The 19476-nt window shown below is 69.9% G+C and carries 18 protein-coding genes; 13 read left to right on the forward strand and 5 right to left on the reverse strand.

All coding sequences use genetic code 11. The features are described 5' to 3' along the window. Positions 1-15 precede the first annotated feature (15 nt). Positions 16-765, forward strand: a complete 750-nt coding sequence (hutC, locus tag OG452_RS30905; RefSeq protein ID WP_327299841.1) for a histidine utilization repressor — start codon at positions 16-18, stop codon at positions 763-765. On the opposite strand, the gene OG452_RS30910 is transcribed toward hutC, so the two are convergent. Next, positions 740-1630: an IclR family transcriptional regulator gene (locus OG452_RS30910; RefSeq protein WP_327298834.1), complete on the reverse strand. Its 891-nt coding sequence runs from the start codon at positions 1628-1630 to the stop codon at positions 740-742. The genes hutC and OG452_RS30910 overlap by 26 nt on opposite strands. A gap of 155 nt (positions 1631-1785) precedes the next feature. Here OG452_RS30910 and OG452_RS30915 point away from each other — a divergent pair, with 155 nt between their 5' ends. Together OG452_RS30915 and hutH are read left to right on the forward strand one after the other, a co-directional pair. Next, positions 1786-3210: an amino acid permease gene (locus OG452_RS30915; protein ID WP_327298835.1), complete on the forward strand. Its 1425-nt coding sequence runs from the start codon at positions 1786-1788 to the stop codon at positions 3208-3210. Positions 3211-3315: 105 nt separating this feature from the next. After that, the gene (gene hutH, locus OG452_RS30920; RefSeq protein ID WP_327298836.1) at positions 3316-4860 is read left to right on the forward strand and encodes a histidine ammonia-lyase; all 1545 of its coding nucleotides are present in this window, start codon (positions 3316-3318) and stop codon (positions 4858-4860) included. Between the two features lie 57 nt (positions 4861-4917). Here hutH and OG452_RS30925 read toward each other — a convergent pair whose 3' ends face one another. Continuing rightward, positions 4918-5721 (reverse strand): IclR family transcriptional regulator, encoded by an 804-nt coding sequence (locus tag OG452_RS30925; RefSeq protein WP_327298837.1) that lies wholly within the window; start codon positions 5719-5721, stop codon positions 4918-4920. Between the two features lie 123 nt (positions 5722-5844). Between OG452_RS30925 and hutI the strand changes: the two genes are divergently transcribed. The 4 genes from hutI to OG452_RS30945 all read left to right on the forward strand — a co-directional run bounded on the left by hutI (position 5845) and on the right by OG452_RS30945 (position 11432). Further along, positions 5845-7032, forward strand: coding sequence for an imidazolonepropionase (gene hutI, locus OG452_RS30930; protein ID WP_327298838.1), 1188 nt, complete (start codon positions 5845-5847; stop codon positions 7030-7032). A gap of 50 nt (positions 7033-7082) precedes the next feature. Continuing rightward, a complete protein-coding gene (locus OG452_RS30935) occupies positions 7083-9929 on the forward strand; it encodes an aminotransferase class I/II-fold pyridoxal phosphate-dependent enzyme (protein WP_327298839.1) in 2847 nt (948 codons plus the stop codon). Then, a complete protein-coding gene (locus OG452_RS30940; protein WP_327298840.1) occupies positions 9926-10513 on the forward strand; it encodes a HutD/Ves family protein in 588 nt (195 codons plus the stop codon). Before OG452_RS30935 ends, OG452_RS30940 begins: the two co-directional genes overlap by 4 nt. Positions 10514-10640: 127 nt before the next feature. Next, positions 10641-11432: a MurR/RpiR family transcriptional regulator gene (locus OG452_RS30945; RefSeq protein WP_442810175.1), complete on the forward strand. Its 792-nt coding sequence runs from the start codon at positions 10641-10643 to the stop codon at positions 11430-11432. Positions 11433-11627: 195 nt separating this feature from the next. Here the strand turns inward: OG452_RS30945 and OG452_RS30950 are convergent, their stop codons facing one another. The 3 genes from OG452_RS30950 to OG452_RS30960 form a co-directional block, all read right to left on the reverse strand. Then, complete coding sequence (locus OG452_RS30950) at positions 11628-12434, reverse strand: lysozyme (protein ID WP_327298842.1); 807 nt, start codon at positions 12432-12434, stop codon at positions 11628-11630. An 841-nt stretch (positions 12435-13275) separates the two neighbouring features. Continuing rightward, positions 13276-14064, reverse strand: a complete 789-nt coding sequence (locus OG452_RS30955) for an OBAP family protein (RefSeq protein WP_327298843.1) — start codon at positions 14062-14064, stop codon at positions 13276-13278. A 162-nt stretch (positions 14065-14226) separates the two neighbouring features. Further along, positions 14227-14622, reverse strand: coding sequence for a hypothetical protein (locus tag OG452_RS30960; protein ID WP_327298844.1), 396 nt, complete (start codon positions 14620-14622; stop codon positions 14227-14229). Between the two features lie 504 nt (positions 14623-15126). On the opposite strand from OG452_RS30960, the gene OG452_RS30965 reads away from it, so the two are divergent. The 6 genes from OG452_RS30965 to OG452_RS30990 all read left to right on the forward strand — a co-directional run bounded on the left by OG452_RS30965 (position 15127) and on the right by OG452_RS30990 (position 19475). Continuing rightward, the gene (locus OG452_RS30965) at positions 15127-15978 is read left to right on the forward strand and encodes a HipA family kinase (protein ID WP_327298845.1); all 852 of its coding nucleotides are present in this window, start codon (positions 15127-15129) and stop codon (positions 15976-15978) included. A 53-nt stretch (positions 15979-16031) separates the two neighbouring features. Beyond that, positions 16032-16373: a DUF3037 domain-containing protein gene (locus OG452_RS30970; protein ID WP_327299842.1), complete on the forward strand. Its 342-nt coding sequence runs from the start codon at positions 16032-16034 to the stop codon at positions 16371-16373. A 145-nt stretch (positions 16374-16518) separates the two neighbouring features. Beyond that, positions 16519-17280: a 3-oxoacyl-ACP reductase FabG gene (fabG, locus tag OG452_RS30975; RefSeq protein ID WP_327298846.1), complete on the forward strand. Its 762-nt coding sequence runs from the start codon at positions 16519-16521 to the stop codon at positions 17278-17280. A 46-nt stretch (positions 17281-17326) separates the two neighbouring features. Continuing rightward, a complete protein-coding gene (locus tag OG452_RS30980) occupies positions 17327-18082 on the forward strand; it encodes an SDR family oxidoreductase (protein WP_327298847.1) in 756 nt (251 codons plus the stop codon). 146 nt (positions 18083-18228) lie between these two features. Further along, on the forward strand, positions 18229-18912 hold the full coding sequence (gene ung, locus OG452_RS30985; RefSeq protein WP_327298848.1) for a uracil-DNA glycosylase: 684 nt from the start codon (positions 18229-18231) through the stop codon (positions 18910-18912). Positions 18913-19037: 125 nt separating this feature from the next. Continuing rightward, positions 19038-19475 carry a hypothetical protein gene (locus OG452_RS30990; RefSeq protein WP_327299843.1) on the forward strand — a complete coding sequence of 146 codons (438 nt, stop codon included), beginning with the start codon at positions 19038-19040 and terminating at the stop codon, positions 19473-19475. Position 19476: the final 1 nt, after the last annotated feature.

The raw sequence follows: 19476 nt of genomic DNA on the forward strand, positions 1-19476 counted from the left end.
GTGAGCGGCTTGACCGTGAGCGCTGCGGACCTGGCCCGTCTGTACGGGGAGCGTTCGGCCGGCGCCGCCCCGGCGTACCAGCGGATCAAGGACCTGGTGGCGGAGCAGATCCGCAGCGGACGCTGGCGGGAGGGCGACCCGCTGCCCTCGGAGAGCCAGTTCGTCGCCTCGCTCGGGCTGTCCCGGATGACGGTCAACCGCGCGCTGCGCGAACTCGCGGCGCAGGGTCTGATCCGGCGGGTGATGGGCGTCGGCAGCTTCGTGGCCCTGGTCAAGGGCAGTTCGGGCCTTGTCGAGGTGCAGAACATCGCCGAGGAGGTCCGCCGCCGGGGCCACCGCTACGAAGCACGGGTGCTGTCGGTCCGTGACGAGCCCGCCGATGCCAGGGCCGGCGCCGAGCTCGGAGTCGCCGCCGGGCGGCCCGTGTTCCACTCCCGGGTCGTGCACAGCGAGAACGGCGTGGTCATCCAGTTGGAGGACCGCTACGTCAACCCGGCTTTCGCCCCTGGGTACTTGGAGCAGGACTTCACCGAGCGGACTCCGTTCGCCTTCCTCTCCGACGTCGCCCCGCTCGACCGCGGGGAGCACATCGTGGAAGCGGTGCTGCCCAGCGCCGAGGAGTGCGCCCTGCTCGGTGTCGCCGCATCGGAGCCCTGCCTGCTCATACACCGCCGCACCTGGTCGCGGGGCGCCCTGGTGAGCATCGCGCGACTGCTGCACCCCGGCTCGCGCTACCGGCTCAAGGGCGCCTTCGAGCCGGAGTGACCCCGTCCGGCCCCCGGCCGGGAAGCCCGGCGCGCGGCGCCGCCTTCGGGCCGTCGGGCACCCGGCCGGAGAGGGCGGAAGTCAGCCGGGACGCGCCCTGCTGGAGAACGTCCCGCACATGGCCGGGGCCGTGCGGGCTGTGGTGCGTGTGCCAGGTGCTGCTGAGCGCCGCGACCGGACGACCGTGGTGGTCGAAGGCCGCCACACCCAGCGAGCGGAAGCCCCTGGAGACCAGCTCGGTCTCCTCCGACCACCCCCGTTCCCGGTCCCGGGCCAGCAGGTCCAGCAGCTCCGCCTGCGACCGCGGACCCTTGCCCGTACGGGTGATGAGGTCGCCCGGCCGCGGGAAGAGCGCCCGCACCTGTGCCTCGGTGGAGTGGGCGAGGATGGCCCGGCCGTTTGCCGTGAGATGGGCCGGCAGCCGGACACCGATGTCGGTGACGAGGTGGACGTCCACATCGCCGGAACGGCCGGTCGAAGGGCGTTCCTTGAGCAGATAGACCGTCTCGGCGCCATGCAGGATGCCGAGGTGCACGGTCTGCCCGAGCCGGCCGGCGAGGGCGTGCAGGACGGGACGGGCGAGCCGCTCAAGGGGCTCGTGGCGCAGATAGGCGGAGCCGATCTCGAAGGCGGCCATGCCGAGGCCGTACGCCTGCTCCTTCGGGAGGTACGTGACGAATCCGCGCTCGGCCAGCACCGCGAGGATGTGGTAGGCGGAGGAGCGCGGGATGCCCATGTCGCGGGCGATGGCGGCGGTCTTCACTGGTCCCGGGCGCCCGGCCAGGTACACCAGGATGTCCAGCGCGCGGCCGACCGCGGGCGATGTGCTCGACGCCGGGCCCTGCGTGGTCCCCTGTTCATTCACTGGATCACCCCTTGACATCACCTGTATATACAGGAATATACAGGGTGCTCCCCGCGGTGCGCGGCGCGCTCAAGGCCACGAAGAGCCCCCACTCCGCCCTGCCTCCCCCAGCGCCGCGCACCCCCCGTCCCCACTGGTCCCAAGGGAGGACACAGTTGGCCACCGAAAAGGCGACGCTGAGCCGAGGACTCAACTCTCGGCACATACGCTTCATCGCACTGGGTTCGGCGATCGGCACCGGACTCTTCTACGGGTCGTCCGAATCCATCAAAGCAGCCGGGCCGGCCGTACTCCTGGCCTATCTGATCGGCGGCGCCGCCGTCTTCCTCGTTCTGCGCTCCCTCGGCGAGATGGCTGTCAGCGCCCCGTGCGCCGGCTCCTTCGGCGAGTACGCCACGAAGCATCTCGGCCCGCTCGCCGGCTTCACCACAGGCTGGACCTACGCCTTCGAGATGGTCATCGTCTGTATCGCGGACATCACCGCGGTCGGCGTCTATATGGGCTTCTGGTTCCCCGGTGTGCCGCGCTGGATCTGGGTGCTGGCCGCCGTCCTCGTCATCGGCGCGCTCAATCTCGTCAGCGTCAAGGTCTTCGGTGAGCTGGAGTTCTGGCTGTCCCTGGTGAAGATCATCGCCATCATCGCGATGATCCTCGGAGGCATCGCGGTGATCGCCTTCGGCCTCGGCAGCGGGAGCGCCCACGTCGGCGTCTCGAATCTCTGGGACAACGGCGGCTTCTTCGCCCACGGCGTCCACGGCTTCGTCGTCTCCTTCGCCGTGGTCATGTTCGCCTTCGGCGGCACGGAGATCATCGGTGTCACGGCAGGAGAGGCCGACTCCCCGGAGAAGACCATTCCGAGCGCGGTCAACTCCATCCCCGTGCGCATCATTCTCTTCTACGTCCTGACCCTCGCCGTCATCATGTCCGTCAACCCCTGGCAGCACGTCGGCACGTCGGGCAGCCCCTTCGTCCAGATCTTCACCGGCGTCGGCCTCAAATCCGCCGCCACCGTGCTGAACGCCGTCGTCCTCACCGCTGCCCTCTCGGCGATCAACAGCGACATCTTCGCCGCGGGCCGCATGATGTTCGGCCTGGCCGAGCGCGGGCAGGGCCCCGCGGTCATGCGCCGGCTCAGCCGCAACGGCGTGCCGTGGGTGACCACCCTCATCATGATCGGAGCGCTGCTCCTCGGCGTACTGATGAACTACCTGATGCCCGGCAAGATCTTCCTGATCATCTCCTCGATCGCCACCTTCGCCACGGTCTGGGTGTGGCTGATGATCCTGCTGACCCAGGTGAAGGCGCGACGGGACATGCCCGGCGAGGAGCAGGCCGCCCTGAAGTTCCCCGTCCCCTGGTGGCCGTACGGGCAGATCGCCGCCATCGTCTTCATGGTCGGAGTGCTGGTGGTGCTCGGCTTCTACGGGAGCACCCGCGTCGCCCTGGTCGTCGGCGTCGTATGGCTGGCACTGCTCGCGGGCGTCCACCAGTTCTGGGTGGGCCCGCGCCTCGCCGTCCGGCCGCAGCCGGACGTGGAGGGGGTGCCCGATCCGGACACCGTTCCGGCCGGGCAGCGGTAACCGAACGGGAACGCCGCGTGTCCGGGATCCCAGACAGCATGATGTCTGGGATCCCGGACACATCTGTCTTGTCACCTGTCGCATCCGCCCCTGACATGCGGCTTCATGGAAGACATGAACATTGTTGTAGGGATCGGCCCCCTCTCCGCCGAAGATGTTGTCTCCGTCGCACGCCACGACGCCCGGGTCGAGCTCTCCGCGGAAGCCCTCAAGGAGATCGCGCGCAGCCGCGAGGTGATTGAGGGCCTCGCCGACGACGTGATCCCCCACTACGGCGTCTCCACCGGCTTCGGCGCCCTGGCCACCCGCCACATCCCCACCGAACTGCGCGCCCAGCTCCAGCGGAGCCTGGTGCGTTCGCACGCCGCCGGTTCCGGCCCGGAGGTGGAGCGCGAGGTGGTGCGTGCCCTCGTCCTGCTCCGGCTGTCCACGCTGGCCACCGGCCGTACGGGGGTACGCACGGAGACCGCCGAGGCATACGCGGCACTGCTCAACGCCGGCATCACCCCGGTCGTCCACGAGTACGGCTCCCTCGGCTGCTCCGGTGACCTCGCGCCGCTGGCGCACTGCGCGCTCGCCGTCATGGGCGAGGGCGAGGTGCGGGACGCGGAGGGCGTACGTAAACCGGCCGGTGAGGCGCTGGCCGAGGCGGGTCTCACCCCGGTCACGCTGCACGAGAAGGAGGGCCTCGCCCTCATCAACGGCACCGACGGCATGCTCGGCATGCTCGTACTGGCCGCGCACGACTTGCGGAAGCTGCTGCGCACCGCCGACATCGCCGCCGCGATGAGCGTCGAGGGCCAGCTCGGCACCGACGCCGTTTTCGCCGCCGACCTCCAGGTGCTGCGCCCGCACCCGGGCCAGGCCGACAGCGCGGCGAACCTGCGCGCTCTGATGGCCGGCTCCGGCATCGTCGCCAGCCACCGCGGCCCGGAGTGCACCCGCGTGCAGGACGCGTACTCGCTGCGCTGCTCCCCGCAGGTGCACGGTGCGGCCCGCGACACACTCGCCCACGCGGAGACCGTCGCCTCCCGCGAGCTCGCCAGCGCCATCGACAACCCGGTGGTGACCCACGACGGCCGGGTGGAGTCCAACGGCAACTTCCACGGCGCACCCGTCGCCGCTGTCCTCGACTTCCTCGCCATCTCCGCCGCCGACGTGGCCTCCGTCTCCGAGCGGCGCACCGACCGCTTCCTCGATGTGGCCCGTAACCACGGTCTGAACCCGTTCCTCGCCGACGACCCCGGCGTCGACTCCGGTCACATGATCGCGCAGTACACGCAGGCGGCGATCGTCTCCGAGCTCAAGCGGCTGGCCGCGCCCGCCTCGGTCGACTCCATCCCCTCCAGCGCCATGCAGGAGGACCATGTCTCGATGGGCTGGTCCGCCGCCCGCAAGCTGCGCCGCGCCGTCGACGGGCTCACCCGCGTCCTCGCCGTCGAGATCTACACCGCTGCCCGCGCGCTCGACCTGCGGGCCCCGCTGACCCCGGCGCCCGGGACGGGCGCGGTGCTCAGCGCACTGCGGGAGACGGTCGAGGGCCCCGGCCCCGACCGCTGGCTCGCTCCCGAGATCGAGGCGGCCGTGCGCTACGTCGCCGACGGAACCGCTGTGGCCGCAGCGGAGTCGGCGGTGGGCCGGCTCAGCTGACCGTCGTCGGCCGGTTTCCCGGCGGCGACACAGGGGAGGGCCGGCGCCCGGCGGTGCTCAAACGCCGCGGGCCGGCCCTTCCTCCATGCTCCGTGGTGCCTCCAGTACGCCGCCCACGCGGCGCGTCAACTCCCGGGCGGTGCGGGAGACATGGCCCGCGATCCGCTCCCGCTCCTCCGGGCCGACGGCGGCGCCCGGGAAGGTGACCGCGACGCCCGCGATCGGGTGAGCGCTGTGGTCGAGTACGGCGGCGGCGACGGAGGAGAAGCCGCGGGTGACCTCGCCCTCCTCTGTCGCGTAACCGCGACGCCGCACCTCGACCAGCAGGTTGCCGAGCGCCGAGAGCGAGTTCGGCCCGGTCTCGTTACGGGAGACGAACGCCGATGCGTCGGGGAAGAGCGCCCGCACCTGCGCCCGGGAGAGCCGCGCCAGGACGGCCCGGCCACTGGCGGTGAGGTGGGCCGGAAGCCGCACCCCCACATCGCTGACCAGCGGCGCCCGGCCCGGCGCGCGCTCCTCGATCACGTACAGCACCTCGCGTCCGTGCAGCAGCGCGAGGTGCGCGTTGTGCCCGGTGCGGTCGACGAGCTGCGCGAGCGGCAGCCGGGCCAGCCGCTCGAAGGGGGCCTGCCGGCTGTAGCCCGATGCGAGCTCGAAGGCGCTGACGCCCAGCCCGTAACGGCGCTCCTCCGGCAGGTGGATGACGAAGTCCTCGCGGGCGAGAGTGTCGAGCAGGTGGTACGTCGTGGACCGGGGAAGCCCGACATCGCGGCTGATCGCGGCGGCGGGCACCGGGCCGGCCTGACGTGCGAGATAGCGCAGGACAGCGAGCACCTGGGCGGCAGCGGGCACAGTGGACATGCCGCGAGCGTACGCGCGCCCCGCGCCCCCGACGTGGACACAACCGCCACAAGTCTCGAATCCCAGACAGTAGGTACTCCGCCGCCGTGGCGGGACGGCCTCCGCCTGGGGCTTCATGGACACATGGCACATGCGACCACCACCCTCGTCACCAACATCGGCAGCCTCGTGACGAACGACCCCTCGCTCGATGCCGGCCCCCTGGGGCTGCTCCGCGACGCCGCCGTCCTGATCGAGGGCACGGACATTGCCTGGGTCGGACCCGCCGGCACGGCGCCGGCGGCGGAACACCGCGTCGACGCACAGGGGCGCGCCGTGATCCCCGGCTTCGTCGACTCGCACAACCACCTGATCTTCGCGGGCGACCGCACCGAGGAGTTCAACGCCCGTATGTCGGGCCGCTCCTACAGCGCGGGCGGCATCCGCACCACCGTCGCCGCCACCCGCGAGGCGAGCGACGACGAGCTGGGTTCCAATCTCGCCCGCTACGTCGCCGAGGCGCTCCGGCAGGGAACGACCACGCTGGAGACGAAGTCCGGTTACGGCCTCACCCCCGAGCAGGAGGCCCGCGCGCTGCGGGTGGCGGGGGAGCACACGGACGAGGTGACGTATCTGGGTGCGCACATCGTCGCGCCCGAGTACGCCGACGACCCCGCCGGCTACGTCGATCTGGTCACCGGACCGATGCTGGATGCGTGCGCCCCGTACGCCCGCTGGATCGACGTCTTCTGCGAGAAGGGCGCCTTCGACGGTGACCAGGCCCGCGCGATCCTCACCGCCGGCGCGGCCAAGGGCCTCATCCCGCGGATGCATGCCAACCAGCTATCCCACGGGCCGGGCGTTCAGCTCGCGGTCGAGCTCGGAGCGGCCTCGGCCGACCACTGCACCCACCTGACCGACGCAGACGTCGACGCCCTCGCCAACGGCACCACCGTCGCCACGCTGCTGCCCGGCTGCGAGTTCTCCACCCGCGCCGCCTACCCCGACGCCCGGCGACTCCTCGACGCAGGCGCCACCCTCGCTCTTTCCACCGACTGCAACCCCGGCTCCTCCTTCACCAGCTCCATGCCCTTCTGTATCGCCATCGCCGTACGTGAGATGGGCATGACCCCCGACGAAGCCCTCTGGGCCGCCACCGCCGGGGGAGCCAGGGCCCTGCGCCGCGACGACATCGGCCGCCTCGCACCCGGTGCCCGCGCCGACCTCGCCCTTCTCGACGCCCCCTCCCACGTCCACCTCGCCTACCGGCCCGGCGTACCCCTGGTCTCCGCCGTCTGGCAGGCGGGCCTGCGCCACCTGGACGCCGTGTGAGCGGCAGCCCGCGGCGAGCCGCACGACCCCACCCGAAGGGAACCACTCAGATGGGCGACGAGGCAGCCGCCGCAGCATCCGTGAACGCCGGTACGCACACGGGGGATTCACCCGCCGCCGACCAGCCCAACCCCGATCCGCTGACCGCCACCGTCCACAACAGCGTCCGCCAGCTGCGCGCCGACGCCTGGAGCTCGCTGGGCGAACTCACGCACCGGCCGCCCGGCGAACACGAGGTCGCGCGTCTGGAGGAGCTCTTCCAGCTGCTCACCCCGATCGAGAACTGCTGGGCCTTCCCCGGCAAGGCCGGCCTCGCCGAACTCCGCGGGCTGCACGAGACGGGCGACCACCGGAGGCTGTCACAGCGCGCGGAGGAGCTGAACCGGGCGCTGAGCACCGACTCGTACCACCATGCCGCCTCCCCGCCGATACCGGCCGACGGTCCGGCGGAGGCCGACGACACAGCGGGGTACGACCCGGGCGCGCCGACATCGAAGCCGTACTTCGAGGTCCTGGTCGTCGGTGAACTCGACGACGACGAGGAACGGGCACTGCGCGACGAACTTCGCCGGCAGCGCCGTGACGAGGACGAGTTCGTCTACAGCCTCGTCATCGCCCCTGGCTTCGAGGACGCGGTGGTCACCGCGCTGGTCAACTCCAGCGTGCAGGCGGTCGTCATCCGCCACCGCTTCGCCGACCGGTCCGCGCACGACCTTCAGGTGCTGCGGCGCTTCTTCGAGGGCGACGCCGGGCAGTACATCCCATGCGGCCGACAGCCCGAGCAGCGGGCGCAGTTGCTCGGCGACCGCCTGCTCGCCCTGCGGCCGGAGCTGGACCTCTATCTGATGACGGAGGCATCGGTTGAGCGGACCGCGGGTTCGCTCAGCCGCCGGTTCGCGAGGGTCTTCCACGCCCGCGAGGGCCTCCTCGAACTGCACCTGTCCATCCTGCACGGCATCGGCGAGCGGTACCGCGCGCCCTTCTTCAACGCGCTGCGGGCCCACAGCCGGCGGCCCTCCGGCGTCTTCCACGCCCTGCCCATCTCGCGCGGCACCTCCGTGGTCACCTCCCACTGGATCCCGGACATGGCCCGCTTCTTCGGACTGAACATCCTGCTCGCCGAGACCTCAGCCACCTCCGGCGGCCTGGACTCACTCCTGGAGCCCACCGGCCCGCTGCGTGAGGCCCAGGACCTGGCGGCCCGCGCGTTCGGCGCGCGGCAGACGTACTTCGTCACCAACGGCACCTCCACCGCCAACAAGGTCGTCGTACAGGCCCTGGTCCGGCCCGGCGACGTCGTGCTCGTGGACCGCAACTGCCACAAGTCCCACCACTACGGACTGATGCTGGCCGGCGCCCATGTCGTCTACCTCGACGCGTATCCGCTCGACCAGTACGGCATGTACGGCGCGGTGCCGATCGAAGAGATCAAGCGGAAGCTGCTGATGCTGCGCCGCGAGGGCCTCCTGGACCGGGTGAAACTTCTCCTCCTCACCAACTGCACCTTCGACGGAATCGTCTACAACCCCTCCCGGGTGATGGAGGAGTGTCTGGCTCTCAAGCCGGACCTGGCGTTCCTCTGGGACGAGGCGTGGTTCGCCTTCGCCCGCTTCCACCCCGTCTACCGGCGCCGCACCGCGATGGCCGCGGCCCGGGAGCTGACCGACCGCTACCGGGACGCGGACTACCCCGAGCGGTACGCCGCACACAGGCGGGAGTTGGGGGATGAACCGGACGAAGCGACCTTGCTCAGCCACCGGCTGATGCCCGACCCGGACACCGTGCGGGTCAGGGTCTACGCCACCCAGTCCACGCACAAGACGCTCACGTCACTGCGCCAGGGGTCGATGATCCACGTCTTCGACCAGGAGTTCCGGCACAAGGTGGCGGAAACCTTCCGCGAGGCGTACATGACGCACACCTCGACCTCGCCCAACTACCAGATCCTCGCCTCCCTCGACCTCGGCCGCAGACAGGCCGTGCTGGAGGGTTTCGAACTGGTCCAGAAGCAGCTGGAGCAGGCGGGGGTGCTGCGGGACGCGATCGACCAGCATCCGCTGCTCAGCCGCTACTTGCACTTCCTCACCACACCCGAGCTGATCCCCGCCCGCTTCCGCTCCTCCGGCGTGGAGCAGCCGCTGCGCACCGGGCTGGCCCGTATGTCCGCCGCCTGGCAGGAAGACGAGTTCGTCCTCGATCCCACGCGGGCGACGCTGCACATCGGCCGCACCGGGATCGACGGCGACACCTTCAAGCACGAGCACCTCATGGACCGTTACGGCGTCCAGGTCAACAAGACCACCCGTAACACGCTGCTGTTCATGACCACGATCGGCACCACGCGCAGCGCGGTCGCCTATCTCATCGAGGTCCTCGTAAAGATCGTCGAGGAACTCAGGGAGAACATCGAGGAGATGAACCCGCGCGAACGAGCCGTGCACCACAGGCGGAGAGCCGCTCTCAACGACCGTTCGGCCGCGCTGCCGGACTTCAGCGAGTTCCACGCCGCTTTCCGTCCGGGTGTGCACACCCCGGAGGGCGACCTGCGCACCGCGTTCTTTCTGGCCTACGACGACACCCAGTGCGAATACCTGCCGTCCGACGAGGTCGGAGAGGCCGTCACCGGGGGCCGCGAGGTCGTCTCGGCCACCTTCGTCACCCCCTACCCTCCGGGCTTCCCCGTACTGGTACCGGGACAGGTGATCAACGAAGCGGTGCTGCGGTACATGGAAGCCCTCGACACCCGTGAGATCCACGGATACCGGCCTGACACCGGGTACCGGGTGTTCACCGAATCCGCGTTGAAGGAACAGACCGCGCATCCCGGCCACTTGACGACGGGCGGGACCGGACCAACGGCAGCAGACACAGGCATACGAGGAAGTGAACGAGCGTGACCAGAGAGTTCAGCGTGCTCCGGGCGCACGACCGGACGGTGACGCCCTGGAAGAACGGCGGCGGCATCACCCGCGAGGTCGCCGCGGGCCCGGCCGGGGCCGGACTGGACGATTTCTCCTGGCGGGTGAGTCTCGCCGAGGTCGGGCAGGGGGGACCGTTTTCCACCTTCACCGGGGTCGACCGGGTCATCACCCTCGTGGAGGGGCCGGGGATGGAGCTCACGGTCGACGGGGCACCGCACACGGTCGCCACCCCCAACCAGCCCTTCGCCTTTCCGGGAGACGCGACCACCATCTGCCGACTGCTCAGCGGTCCCATCGTCGATTTCAACGTCATGACCCGGCGGACCAGGGCCACCGCGCACGTCGAAGTGGCCCATGAAGGCTTCTCCCTCGGCACCCGCCGTGGAGAGCTGGTCCTCGTGGTCGCCCTGATGGGCACGGTGACCTTCGACGAGCCAAGCGTGACCCTCGACCGGTTGGACGCGGCCGTGTTCTCCGGCCAGGACGCCGGCGCGGTGCGTGTCGAAGGGGCGGCAGCGATCGTCACCCTCACCCCGGCCTCCGGCTCACCCGGCCTGTGACCGGTGGGACACGAGCGCACGAGGCGATCCGCCGGCCGGCCGGGGCACGCATCAGGCGGGGGGACGGCGGCACCTGTCGCATCCGGCGGGGGGCGATACGGCCGTGCCGGCACCCCAGCACGCTGAGATCCCCAACCCCGTCGCCACCCGGCTGCGGCAGTTGGTGGAGGGCTGTCGGCTGACCCCCGCGCAGGGGCGCATCGCGCAGAGCATGCTGCGTCGCCCAGCTGAGGTGCCGTTCCTCTCCAGCGTCGCGCTGGCCGAGCTGGCGGGCGTCAGTCAGCCGACCGTCACCCGGTTCGCCATGGCTCTGGGCTTCGACGGCTACCCGGCCCTGCGCCGCCACCTGCGGGAGGTCGTCACCGCCGAGCCAGGGTCCGCTGTAGCAGAAGCAAACGTCTACCAGAAGCTGGTCCATGCCGAGATCGACAACCTCAGCAGCCTGGCCACAGCCCTCGCCGACCCGGTGTCCGTCGTCCGCGCGGGCCGGCTGCTCGCCGCCTCTCACCCGCTGCCGGTGCTGGGTCTGCGGGCCGCCGCCGCCCAGGCAGGCGACTTCGCCGGTTTCGCTCGTACGGTGCACCCCGACATCCGGTTGCTCGACGAGGGAGGAACAGTGCTCACCGACCGCATCGACGCCGCCGTGCGGGCCGGCGCATCAGCCCTGCTGTGCTTCGCCCCGCCCGGCCACCCGCGCGAGGTTGTCGACGCCCTGGCCTACGCGCGGGGGGCCGGTCTGACCATCGTCACCGTCACCGACAACTCGTTCGCGTCGGTCGTCCCGCACACCGACCTCCTGCTGTTCGCCGCCGGCACGGCGCACGGGTCCGACACCGTCTGCGCCCCTGTGCTGCTCGGCCGCGTACTGCTGCAGGCCACCTGCCGCACCCTCCCGGGCGGCCGGGTCCGCCTGGCCTGAAGGACTCGACGGCAGCCACGCCGCGGGGGCGGGGGCGGGCGAGTGCTGGGGGAGGGCTGGATGAAGACCCTCCTGCGGGCTACGGCGTCATCATCGATGGGGCGCCCGGTGCGGATCAGCCCGCGTTCTCCGGACGGATCGTGCTGATGCCGTAGCCGGCGCCTGCCCGATCCGTCGCCACCGCAGTCACCCGGGTCAGCCGTTGGCGAGGGCCTTCACGCGGGCGAGCTTCCCATTGAACCGGTCATGGTCACCGACCGTCGCTCCCTTGGAGGTGTACTGCCAGAAGGTCTGGACCTTCCAGCCCGCAGGCAGGACTCCGACGGACGAACCGTAGTGCGGCACCCACAGCGGATTGGTCTTGCCGAACCCGGAGTTGTTCCCCGTACAGGACTTCCACCAGTTGGTGGAGGTGTACACGACGACATCCCGGCTGGTCTTCGCCCTGTAGGTCCTGGAAAAGTCCCTGATCCAGTTGACCATGCCCTGGTGGCTCAGTCCGTAACAGGAGGCTCCGTAGGGGTTGTACTCCAGATCCAGGGCGCCGGGCAGGGTCTTGCCGTCCTTGGACCAGCCGCCGCCGTGAGCGAGGAAGTACTTGGCCTGGGTGGCGCCGCTGGAGGTGTTGGGAGTGGCGAAATGGTAGGAGCCCCGGATGATGCCGGCCCTGTACGACCCGTTGTACTGCTGGGTGAAAGACGGGTTCTTGTAGCTGGTCGACTCCGTCGCCTTTACGTAGGCAAACCTCACGCCGGCCTTCCGGAGCGTGGACCATGCGACGTTGTGCTGATAACTGCTGACGTCGACGCCCTCTGTGCCCCAGGCGGCGGCGAGTGCGACGCCACTCCTGCTGGTGTCCTCATGTCTGAGGATCTGGGAGCCGGCGAAGTCATCCCCGGGGTGGGAGGGCTCGGGGACGCCGGTGGCGGCGCCTGCGGAACTGGACAACACGAGAGCCAGGGCTGGAATACCCACGGCCAGAGCGGCCAGGACAGTCGACATCTGGCGAGGTGTGGCGGGCACAGACATGAGACGCCTCCAAGGGTCAAGCCCAGCCTGCGCGGAGTCCGGGGGGACACACCGTCAGGCGCGCGGAAGGCGCGGCTCATGTCACCCGATACGCCGTACGGAGGATGGCGGTCGAAGCGGCAACCGGGCCCTGACCGAGACCGATGGTCTCGGCAACGGGGCTATCTTCGGCTACGACACCGGTGGATTCGAGCACACCGTCACCGACGCCGGCGGGGCGATGACCGTCACAGGCCAGACGTGCGCGGCAACGTGGTCTCCTCGACCACCTGTCAGGACCAGGCGGCCAACCACTGCTCGCGGCGGTCGTCTGCTGAGCACGCCCGTCGACGGCGGTGCCCTCGATCTGGGTGCCACCTGGTTCTGGCCGGGGGAGGTGCGCGTTGCCGCGCGGGCCGCACGGACCGGGGGACAGCGTCTGTCCGGGAACGCAGTCCTCCACGACGGAGCGGGCGCTCGTCGTTGCCCGGACAACATGATCGACGTTCCGGCCTGCCGTTTGCTGGCCAGGGCTCAGCGCTCGGCCTTGGTATCCGCGGCGGCGCTCCCCGAAGGACTGGAGCCATGAGCCCTGGAGTGCCCCGGCCTCCGTGCACGCACCCACCGACTGCTCCCTCTTGGGCCGCCCCTTCGACCGGCAGCCAGCCCTGGGCGGCCGGACCGGCTGAACCGGGCCTCGACCGAGACGGGCGCCGACCAAGCCGGGCCGAAGGCCCCTGCCTCCGGGGAACGTGCGGCGCACTCCGTTCTGCCCTCGGCGCGACGCGACGGCGTCACGTCCGGCTGACACGGGGAGCGGGTCCGGGCGTACCGGCTACCGCTTGAAGTCCATTTCCTCGATGCGTGTCTGCACAGTGCGGCCGCTTTCCCAGGCGTTGGCTCCCGGTGCCACGTCCGGCATGGGGATGTCCGCCCGGTTTTCCCGCTTGCCGGAAGTCGAGATGCCGAGCCTGTCGTCCCGGGCCTGGACCATCTCGTCCGCGGCCTGCCCGTCCTGGGTGAAGCCCATCATCAGCTGCGGGATTCCGTAGGGGAAGTCGTCGCGGTCGTACTGCCACGTGTGGAAGGTCTTCCCGTAGGTGGTCACGAGGTCCTCGAAGTAGGCGTGTTCGGCCATATCGGGGATACCGGGGGCGGTGAGACTGCCGGACTTGACCTCGTAGTGGTGACTGTGCCAAAGCCGCTTCTCGTCATCGGGCAGACCGCGGAAACGTTCCTCGCTGATGATGTACTCGATGCCGATCAGGCGGGCGTCGGGCGCATTGCGGTCGAAGATCACGCACTGGTGCAGGTCGTGCTGGAGATGGATGCAGAAGTGTGTGGCCTCCACCTGCCGACCCATGTCGTCGGCGTACATGTGGAAGCCGTTGAGATACGTACTCATCGCGTCGAGGGGGTATTTCGGCTGCATCGCGCCGGCGGCCAGGTCCAGCGCCCGGTGTTTGAGCGGATGCCCCTTCCCGATCTTGCTGATCGTGGTCATCTTGCGGCCGAACAGGAGGCCGACCGCAGCTGTCACGCCTGCTGCGACGCCGATGCCTACGGTGGCGGCCGGTCCGAGACCGGAGCGACCCGGGCGATATGTGTTGTGGATGAACCCCATGCGTGGTTTTGTACCCCTGGCGCTGGACTCGTAACAGCCTCCGACGCGATCAGGGAACGGAAAGAGCAGCCAAGCCCCGAAAAAATAGCGCTCCGATCGGACGCTGTTGTCCCGTTGCGCCGACTGGCGCTGTCGCCCCCGGGCACGACGACGTATCCGTACTCACTGGAGTCCTGGGTTGCGCCCCTCGTCGCCTTTCGGCCCGCAGCACCCATTGCTGTTCCTCCAGTTGGGCAGCGGCTGAAGGCCGGCGGCGTCCTCCGGGTTTGTCAGCACTGTGTGTCGTCTGCCCGCGGAGATGACGAATCCATCTCCGGGGCAGATCACAGGTCCGCGCGGCTGAGCCGGCTTGGGGTTCTCCTGATCCTCCTGCACGACGTAGGGAGGCCCCCAAGGCTCGGGATCGATCGCGTAGCGGCCCCGGGGAACAGTGGAAGGTGCCTCGTGTGTCTTCTTCTCCTGCTCGCGTTCGCCGTCCGAAAGCTCAGAGGCAGCGGCAAGCCTGGCCAGCTCCGGCGTGATCGCAGCGCCACACTTGGAACAGAGGAAGACGGTCACCCCCTCGTTGTAGCGCTCAGGCCTGATCTGCAGCCGCAGCGGGCAGCCGACCCAGGGACGCGCAGAAGACGGCCGCGGGCGCCGTGACCGAGCATGCCCAGCCAGGAGCGCTTGGCTTGTCACGGAGTCGATGGTGGACAACGCCTGTGGGGCGAGGGAGGTCACGCGTCTCCCTGGAAGGACGGCTCTCACGTGCTGCGGCCCACCTACGCCACGATTGTGCTGGAGGCCGCAGAGTCTGTCCTGACCCTGGCGCGGTGGCTCGGGCCCTCCTCGCCTGCGATCACCCTCGGTTACTATGCTCACCTCATGCCGTAGGCCGGAAACAAGGGGCCGGAAGCAAGGGGCGCCGCCATCGACGGACTGCTCGGGGAGTGGAGGGATCGGCATGCCGGTCGGGACTCCCAGATTCTCCCCACGCCCGTTGAAGGGTGATTGCCGCTGCTACGCCCTTCCAGAGTTGGCCGCGGCTCGCAAAGCTGAAGAAACAGGTGGCCTGGGAAAATGCTGAGAGAGGTCACCGCGACCCGCTACGTCACGCCCCTGCGTGAGGGCGGATCGCTCCCCGGGATCGTCGAGGCCGACGACCTCGGTACGTATGTCATGAAGTTCACCGGCGCCGGGCAGGGCCGTAAGACGCTCGTGGCCGAGGTCATCTGTGGTCAGCTCGGCCGCAGGCTCGGGCTGCGTGTGCCCGAGCTCGTACAGATGCAGCTGGACCCCGTCATCGGGCTGTCCGAGCCCGACCAGGAGGTGCAGGAGCTGCTGAAGGCCAGCGGCGGGCTGAACCTCGGGATGGACTACCTGCCGGGGTCGCTCGGCTTCGATCCGCTCGCTTACCAGGTCGGCCCGGAGGAGGCCGGGCGGATCGTCTGGTTCGACGCGGTGATCAACAACGTCGACCGCTCCTGGCGCAACCCCAACATGCTTGTCTGGCACGGCGATCTCTGGCTCATCGACCACGGCGCCACCATGATCTGGCACCACAACTGGCCCTCCGCGAAGAACTACGGCAGCAAGCCGTACGACGCGTCCGACCACGTCCTTGCCACCTTCGCCCCCGATGTGGCGTCCGCCGCCGCCGAGCTGGCTCCGCTGGTCACCGAGGAGCTGCTCACCGAGGTCGCCGCCGATGTGCCGGAAGCCTGGCTGGAGGAGGAGGCCGGCTTCGGTACCACCGATGAGCTGCGGCGCGCGTATGTGGAGGTCCTGCTGGAGAGGGCCGCATCCGTGCACACCCGGATCACGTTCGGGCCGCAGACCCCCACCGGCCCGTCCCGCGCCCCCGGCTGGCTCGCCGAGCGCCTCGCGCCCCCCGCACGGCAGCAGGACGAGAAGAAGGACGGCACCCGGTGACCGGTCGTGATCCCGGTCACCGGGATGTCTACGAGTACGCGCTGGTGCGGGTGATGCCACGGGTCGACCGCGGCGAGATGTTCAACGCGGGAGTCCTGGTCTACTGCCGGGCCAGGTCGTTCGTCGTCGCACGCACGCACCTGGACGAGGCGAAGCTGAAGATGCTCGACCCGCACGCAGACGTCGTCGGGGTACGCGCCGCGCTGCGCGCCGTTGAAGGGGTCTGCCATGGTGGCGAGGCGGCCGGCCAGGCGGGCCCCGACGACGCGGGGCGCCGGTTCCGCTGGCTGATCGCCCCCCGTTCGACGGTCGTACAGCCCGGTCCTGTGCACACCGGGCTGACCACCGACCCGGGCGCGGAGGCCGACCGGCTGCTCGCGTTGCTGGTGCGCTGACGGGGTGGCACCCGGTGTGACGTTCACTGCTGATCCCGTGTGCCGTTGACACCGGGTGCCAGGCCTTCTAGCGTCTCGTCTGCTGAAGGTACTAAGCGGTTGCTCAGTAATTGGGGGCCGCGATCCGAGGGCGAGGAGAGCCAGTATGTCCACCACTGAGCAGCGTGTTGCCATCGTGACCGGGGCCGCGCGCGGCATTGGCGCCGCCACCGCTGTACGTCTGGCGGCGGAGGGCCGCGCCGTCGCCGTACTCGACCTCGACGAGGCGGCCTGCAAGGACACCGTCGAGCAGATCACCTCCGCGGGCGGCCGGTCCATCGCTGTGAGCTGTGATGTCTCGGACAGCACCCAGGTCGAAGCTGCGGTTGCCCGGGTCGCGGCCGAGCTCGGCGCCCCGACGATCCTCGTCAACAACGCCGGTGTCCTCCGCGACAACCTGCTCTTCAAGATGAGCGAGTCGGACTGGGACATGGTCATGAACGTCCACCTCAAGGGTGCGTTCCTGATGTCCAAGGCTGTCCAGAAGCACATGGTGGATGCCAAGTTCGGCCGGATCGTCAGCCTGTCCTCCAGCTCGGCGCTGGGCAACCGCGGCCAGGCGAACTACTCCGCCGTGAAGGCCGGCCTCCAGGGCTTCACCAAGACGCTCGCCAAGGAGCTCGGCAAGTTCGGCGTCACCGCCAACGCCGTCGCTCCCGGCTTCATCGTCACCGAGATGACCGCGCAGACCGCGGCGCGCGTCGGTATGGGCTTCGAGGAGTTCCAGGCCGCCGCCGCCACCCAGATCCCGGTGCAGCGTGTCGGCAGGCCCGAGGACATCGCCAACGCCATCGCCTTCTTCACCGGCGAGGACGCGGGCTTCGTGTCCGGACAGGTCATGTACGTCGCCGGCGGACCGCTCAACTGAGCCGGGACTCAAGGGAGTCACGGGAATCACAAGGGGATCGACGGAGATGACTGCACAGGACAGCGGGAAGGTCGCGCTGATCACCGGCGCGAGCCGCGGTATCGGATACGGGATCGCCGAGGCGTTCGTCGCCCGCGGCGACCGGGTCTGCATCACCGGCCGTAACGAGGACGCGCTCAAGGCGGCGGTGGAGCAGCTCGGCGCCGACCGGGCGATCGGCGTCGCGGGCAAGGCCCATGACGAGGCGCACCAGGCGGCGGCCGTCGAGCGGACCATGGAGGTGTTCGGCAGGGTCGACCACCTGGTCAACAACGCCGGTACGAACCCGGTGTTCGGGCCGATGGCCGAGATGGATCTGAACGTGGCGCGCAAGGTCTACGAGACCAATGTCATCTCGGCGCTCGGCTTCGCCCAGCAAACCTGGAAGGCGTGGCAGAAGGAGAACGGCGGCGCGATCGTGAACATCGCGTCCGTCGCCGGTGTCTCCGCCTCGCCGTTCATCGGCGCGTACGGCATGAGCAAGGCCGCGATGGTCAACCTCACCCTCCAGCTGGCGCACGAGTTCGCCCCGGTCGTACGGGTCAACGCCATCGCGCCCGCCGTGGTGAAGACGAAGTTCGCCGAGGCGCTGTACGAAGGCCGCGAGGCGGAGGCAGCCGCCGCGTACCCGCTGGGCAGGCTCGGAGTGCCCGCGGACATCGGGGGCGCCGCCGCGTTCCTCACGTCCGACCAGTCGGGCTGGGTCACCGGGCAGACCCTGGTGGTCGACGGCGGGATCTTCCTCAACGCGGGCGTCGGCTGAGTCCCGGCCCGCCCGGGGCCCCCACCCGCAGCTCCGCCCGCGGAGCCCGCTCACCGCACGGCCCCGGACATCCGTCCGGGGCCGTTGTCAGAGGTCGCCGGTAGGTTCAGTGAGGAAGAACGGATCGCACACCGGAGGTTGTTGACGTGACCGGAACCGACATGCTGCCCGCATCCTGGAGCGGCGTCCTCGGCGATGAGCTGGAGAAGCCCTACTTCAAGGAGCTGACGGCTTTCGTCGAGGAGGAGCGGGCCAAGGGGCCGGTCTACCCGCCGCGCGACGAGGTCTTCGCCGCGCTGGACGCCACGCCGTACGACAGGGTGAAGGTGCTGATCCTCGGCCAGGACCCGTACCACGGCGAGGGCCAGGGCCACGGGCTCTGCTTCTCGGTGCGCCCGGGGGTCCGGACCCCGCCCTCCCTGCGGAACATCTACAAGGAGATGAAGGAGGAGCTCGGCCACCCGGTCCCGGACAACGGCTATCTGATGCCGTGGGCCGAGCAGGGCGTCCTTCTGCTCAACGCGGTGCTCACGGTGCGCGCCTCGGAGGCCAACTCGCACAAGGGAAAGGGCTGGGAAAGGTTCACAGACGCGGTGATCAGCGCTGTGGCCGCGCGCCCCGACCCCGCGGTCTTCGTCCTCTGGGGCAACTACGCACAGAAGAAACTGCCGCTGATCGACGAGGAGCGTCACGTGGTGGTGAAGGGCGCCCACCCCTCGCCGCTCTCCGCGAAGAAGTTCTTCGGCTCGCGGCCCTTCACGCAGATCGACAAGGCGGTCGCCGGGCAGGGCCACGCGCCGATCGACTGGCGGATCCCCGACCTGGGCTGACCGGGTTCACCCGAGGTTGCGGCTAGCGTCGGTGGTATGCCGGGACGAACCGGACATCCGTGTGTGGGCGGCTACAGGAGGCAGCGGTGACGGAGGCGCAGCGGGAGACGTCGGGGGACGTCGTCATGAGCAGGATCGGCCAAGTGATCATGCTGCTGCACGGAGGCGACCGGGAGGAGGCCCGCAACCGGTTCGCCGGGTTGTGGGACGAGATCGGCGAGTCCGGCGACGCTCTGCACCGCTGCACCCTCGCGCATTACATGGCGGACACCCAGGACGATCCCGAGGACGAGCTGCTCTGGGATCTGCGGGCGCTGGCCGCGGCCGAGGGCCTGGACGACGAGCACGTCGGCCGCCCCGACGCCGCGGCAGCCGTCCGCGGCTTCTACCCCTCCCTGCACCTCAACCTCGCGGCCGACTACCTGAAGCTGGAGCGCAGAGAGGCCGCGCGTGTGCATCTGGGGCGTGCGCGGTCCGCGACGGGCGAACTGGCCGACGACGGTTACGGGGACGGCGTACGGGCGGCGATCGAGCGGTTGGAGTGGCGGCTGGGGGAGGGGTGAG

The sequence above is a fragment of the Streptomyces sp. NBC_01197 genome (assembly GCF_036010505.1).
Lineage (GTDB): Bacteria > Actinomycetota > Actinomycetes > Streptomycetales > Streptomycetaceae > Streptomyces.

Excerpts from the sequence above, each read along its gene's own strand:
- hutH (WP_327298836.1), top strand. The coding sequence starts at position 3,316 with ATGGAAGACATGAACATTGTTGTAGGGATCGGCCCCCTCTCCGCCGAA.
- OG452_RS30925 (WP_327298837.1), bottom strand. The coding sequence starts at position 5,721 with ATGTCCACTGTGCCCGCTGCCGCCCAGGTGCTCGCTGTCCTGCGCTAT.
- hutI (WP_327298838.1), top strand. The coding sequence starts at position 5,845 with ATGGCACATGCGACCACCACCCTCGTCACCAACATCGGCAGCCTCGTG.
- OG452_RS30935 (WP_327298839.1), top strand. The coding sequence starts at position 7,083 with ATGGGCGACGAGGCAGCCGCCGCAGCATCCGTGAACGCCGGTACGCAC.
- OG452_RS30950 (WP_327298842.1), bottom strand. The coding sequence starts at position 12,434 with ATGTCGACTGTCCTGGCCGCTCTGGCCGTGGGTATTCCAGCCCTGGCT.
- OG452_RS30955 (WP_327298843.1), bottom strand. The coding sequence starts at position 14,064 with ATGGGGTTCATCCACAACACATATCGCCCGGGTCGCTCCGGTCTCGGA.
- OG452_RS30965 (WP_327298845.1), top strand. The coding sequence starts at position 15,127 with ATGCTGAGAGAGGTCACCGCGACCCGCTACGTCACGCCCCTGCGTGAG.
- OG452_RS30970 (WP_327299842.1), top strand. The coding sequence starts at position 16,032 with ATGCCACGGGTCGACCGCGGCGAGATGTTCAACGCGGGAGTCCTGGTC.
- fabG (WP_327298846.1), top strand. The coding sequence starts at position 16,519 with ATGTCCACCACTGAGCAGCGTGTTGCCATCGTGACCGGGGCCGCGCGC.
- OG452_RS30980 (WP_327298847.1), top strand. The coding sequence starts at position 17,327 with ATGACTGCACAGGACAGCGGGAAGGTCGCGCTGATCACCGGCGCGAGC.
- OG452_RS30990 (WP_327299843.1), top strand. The coding sequence starts at position 19,038 with ATGAGCAGGATCGGCCAAGTGATCATGCTGCTGCACGGAGGCGACCGG.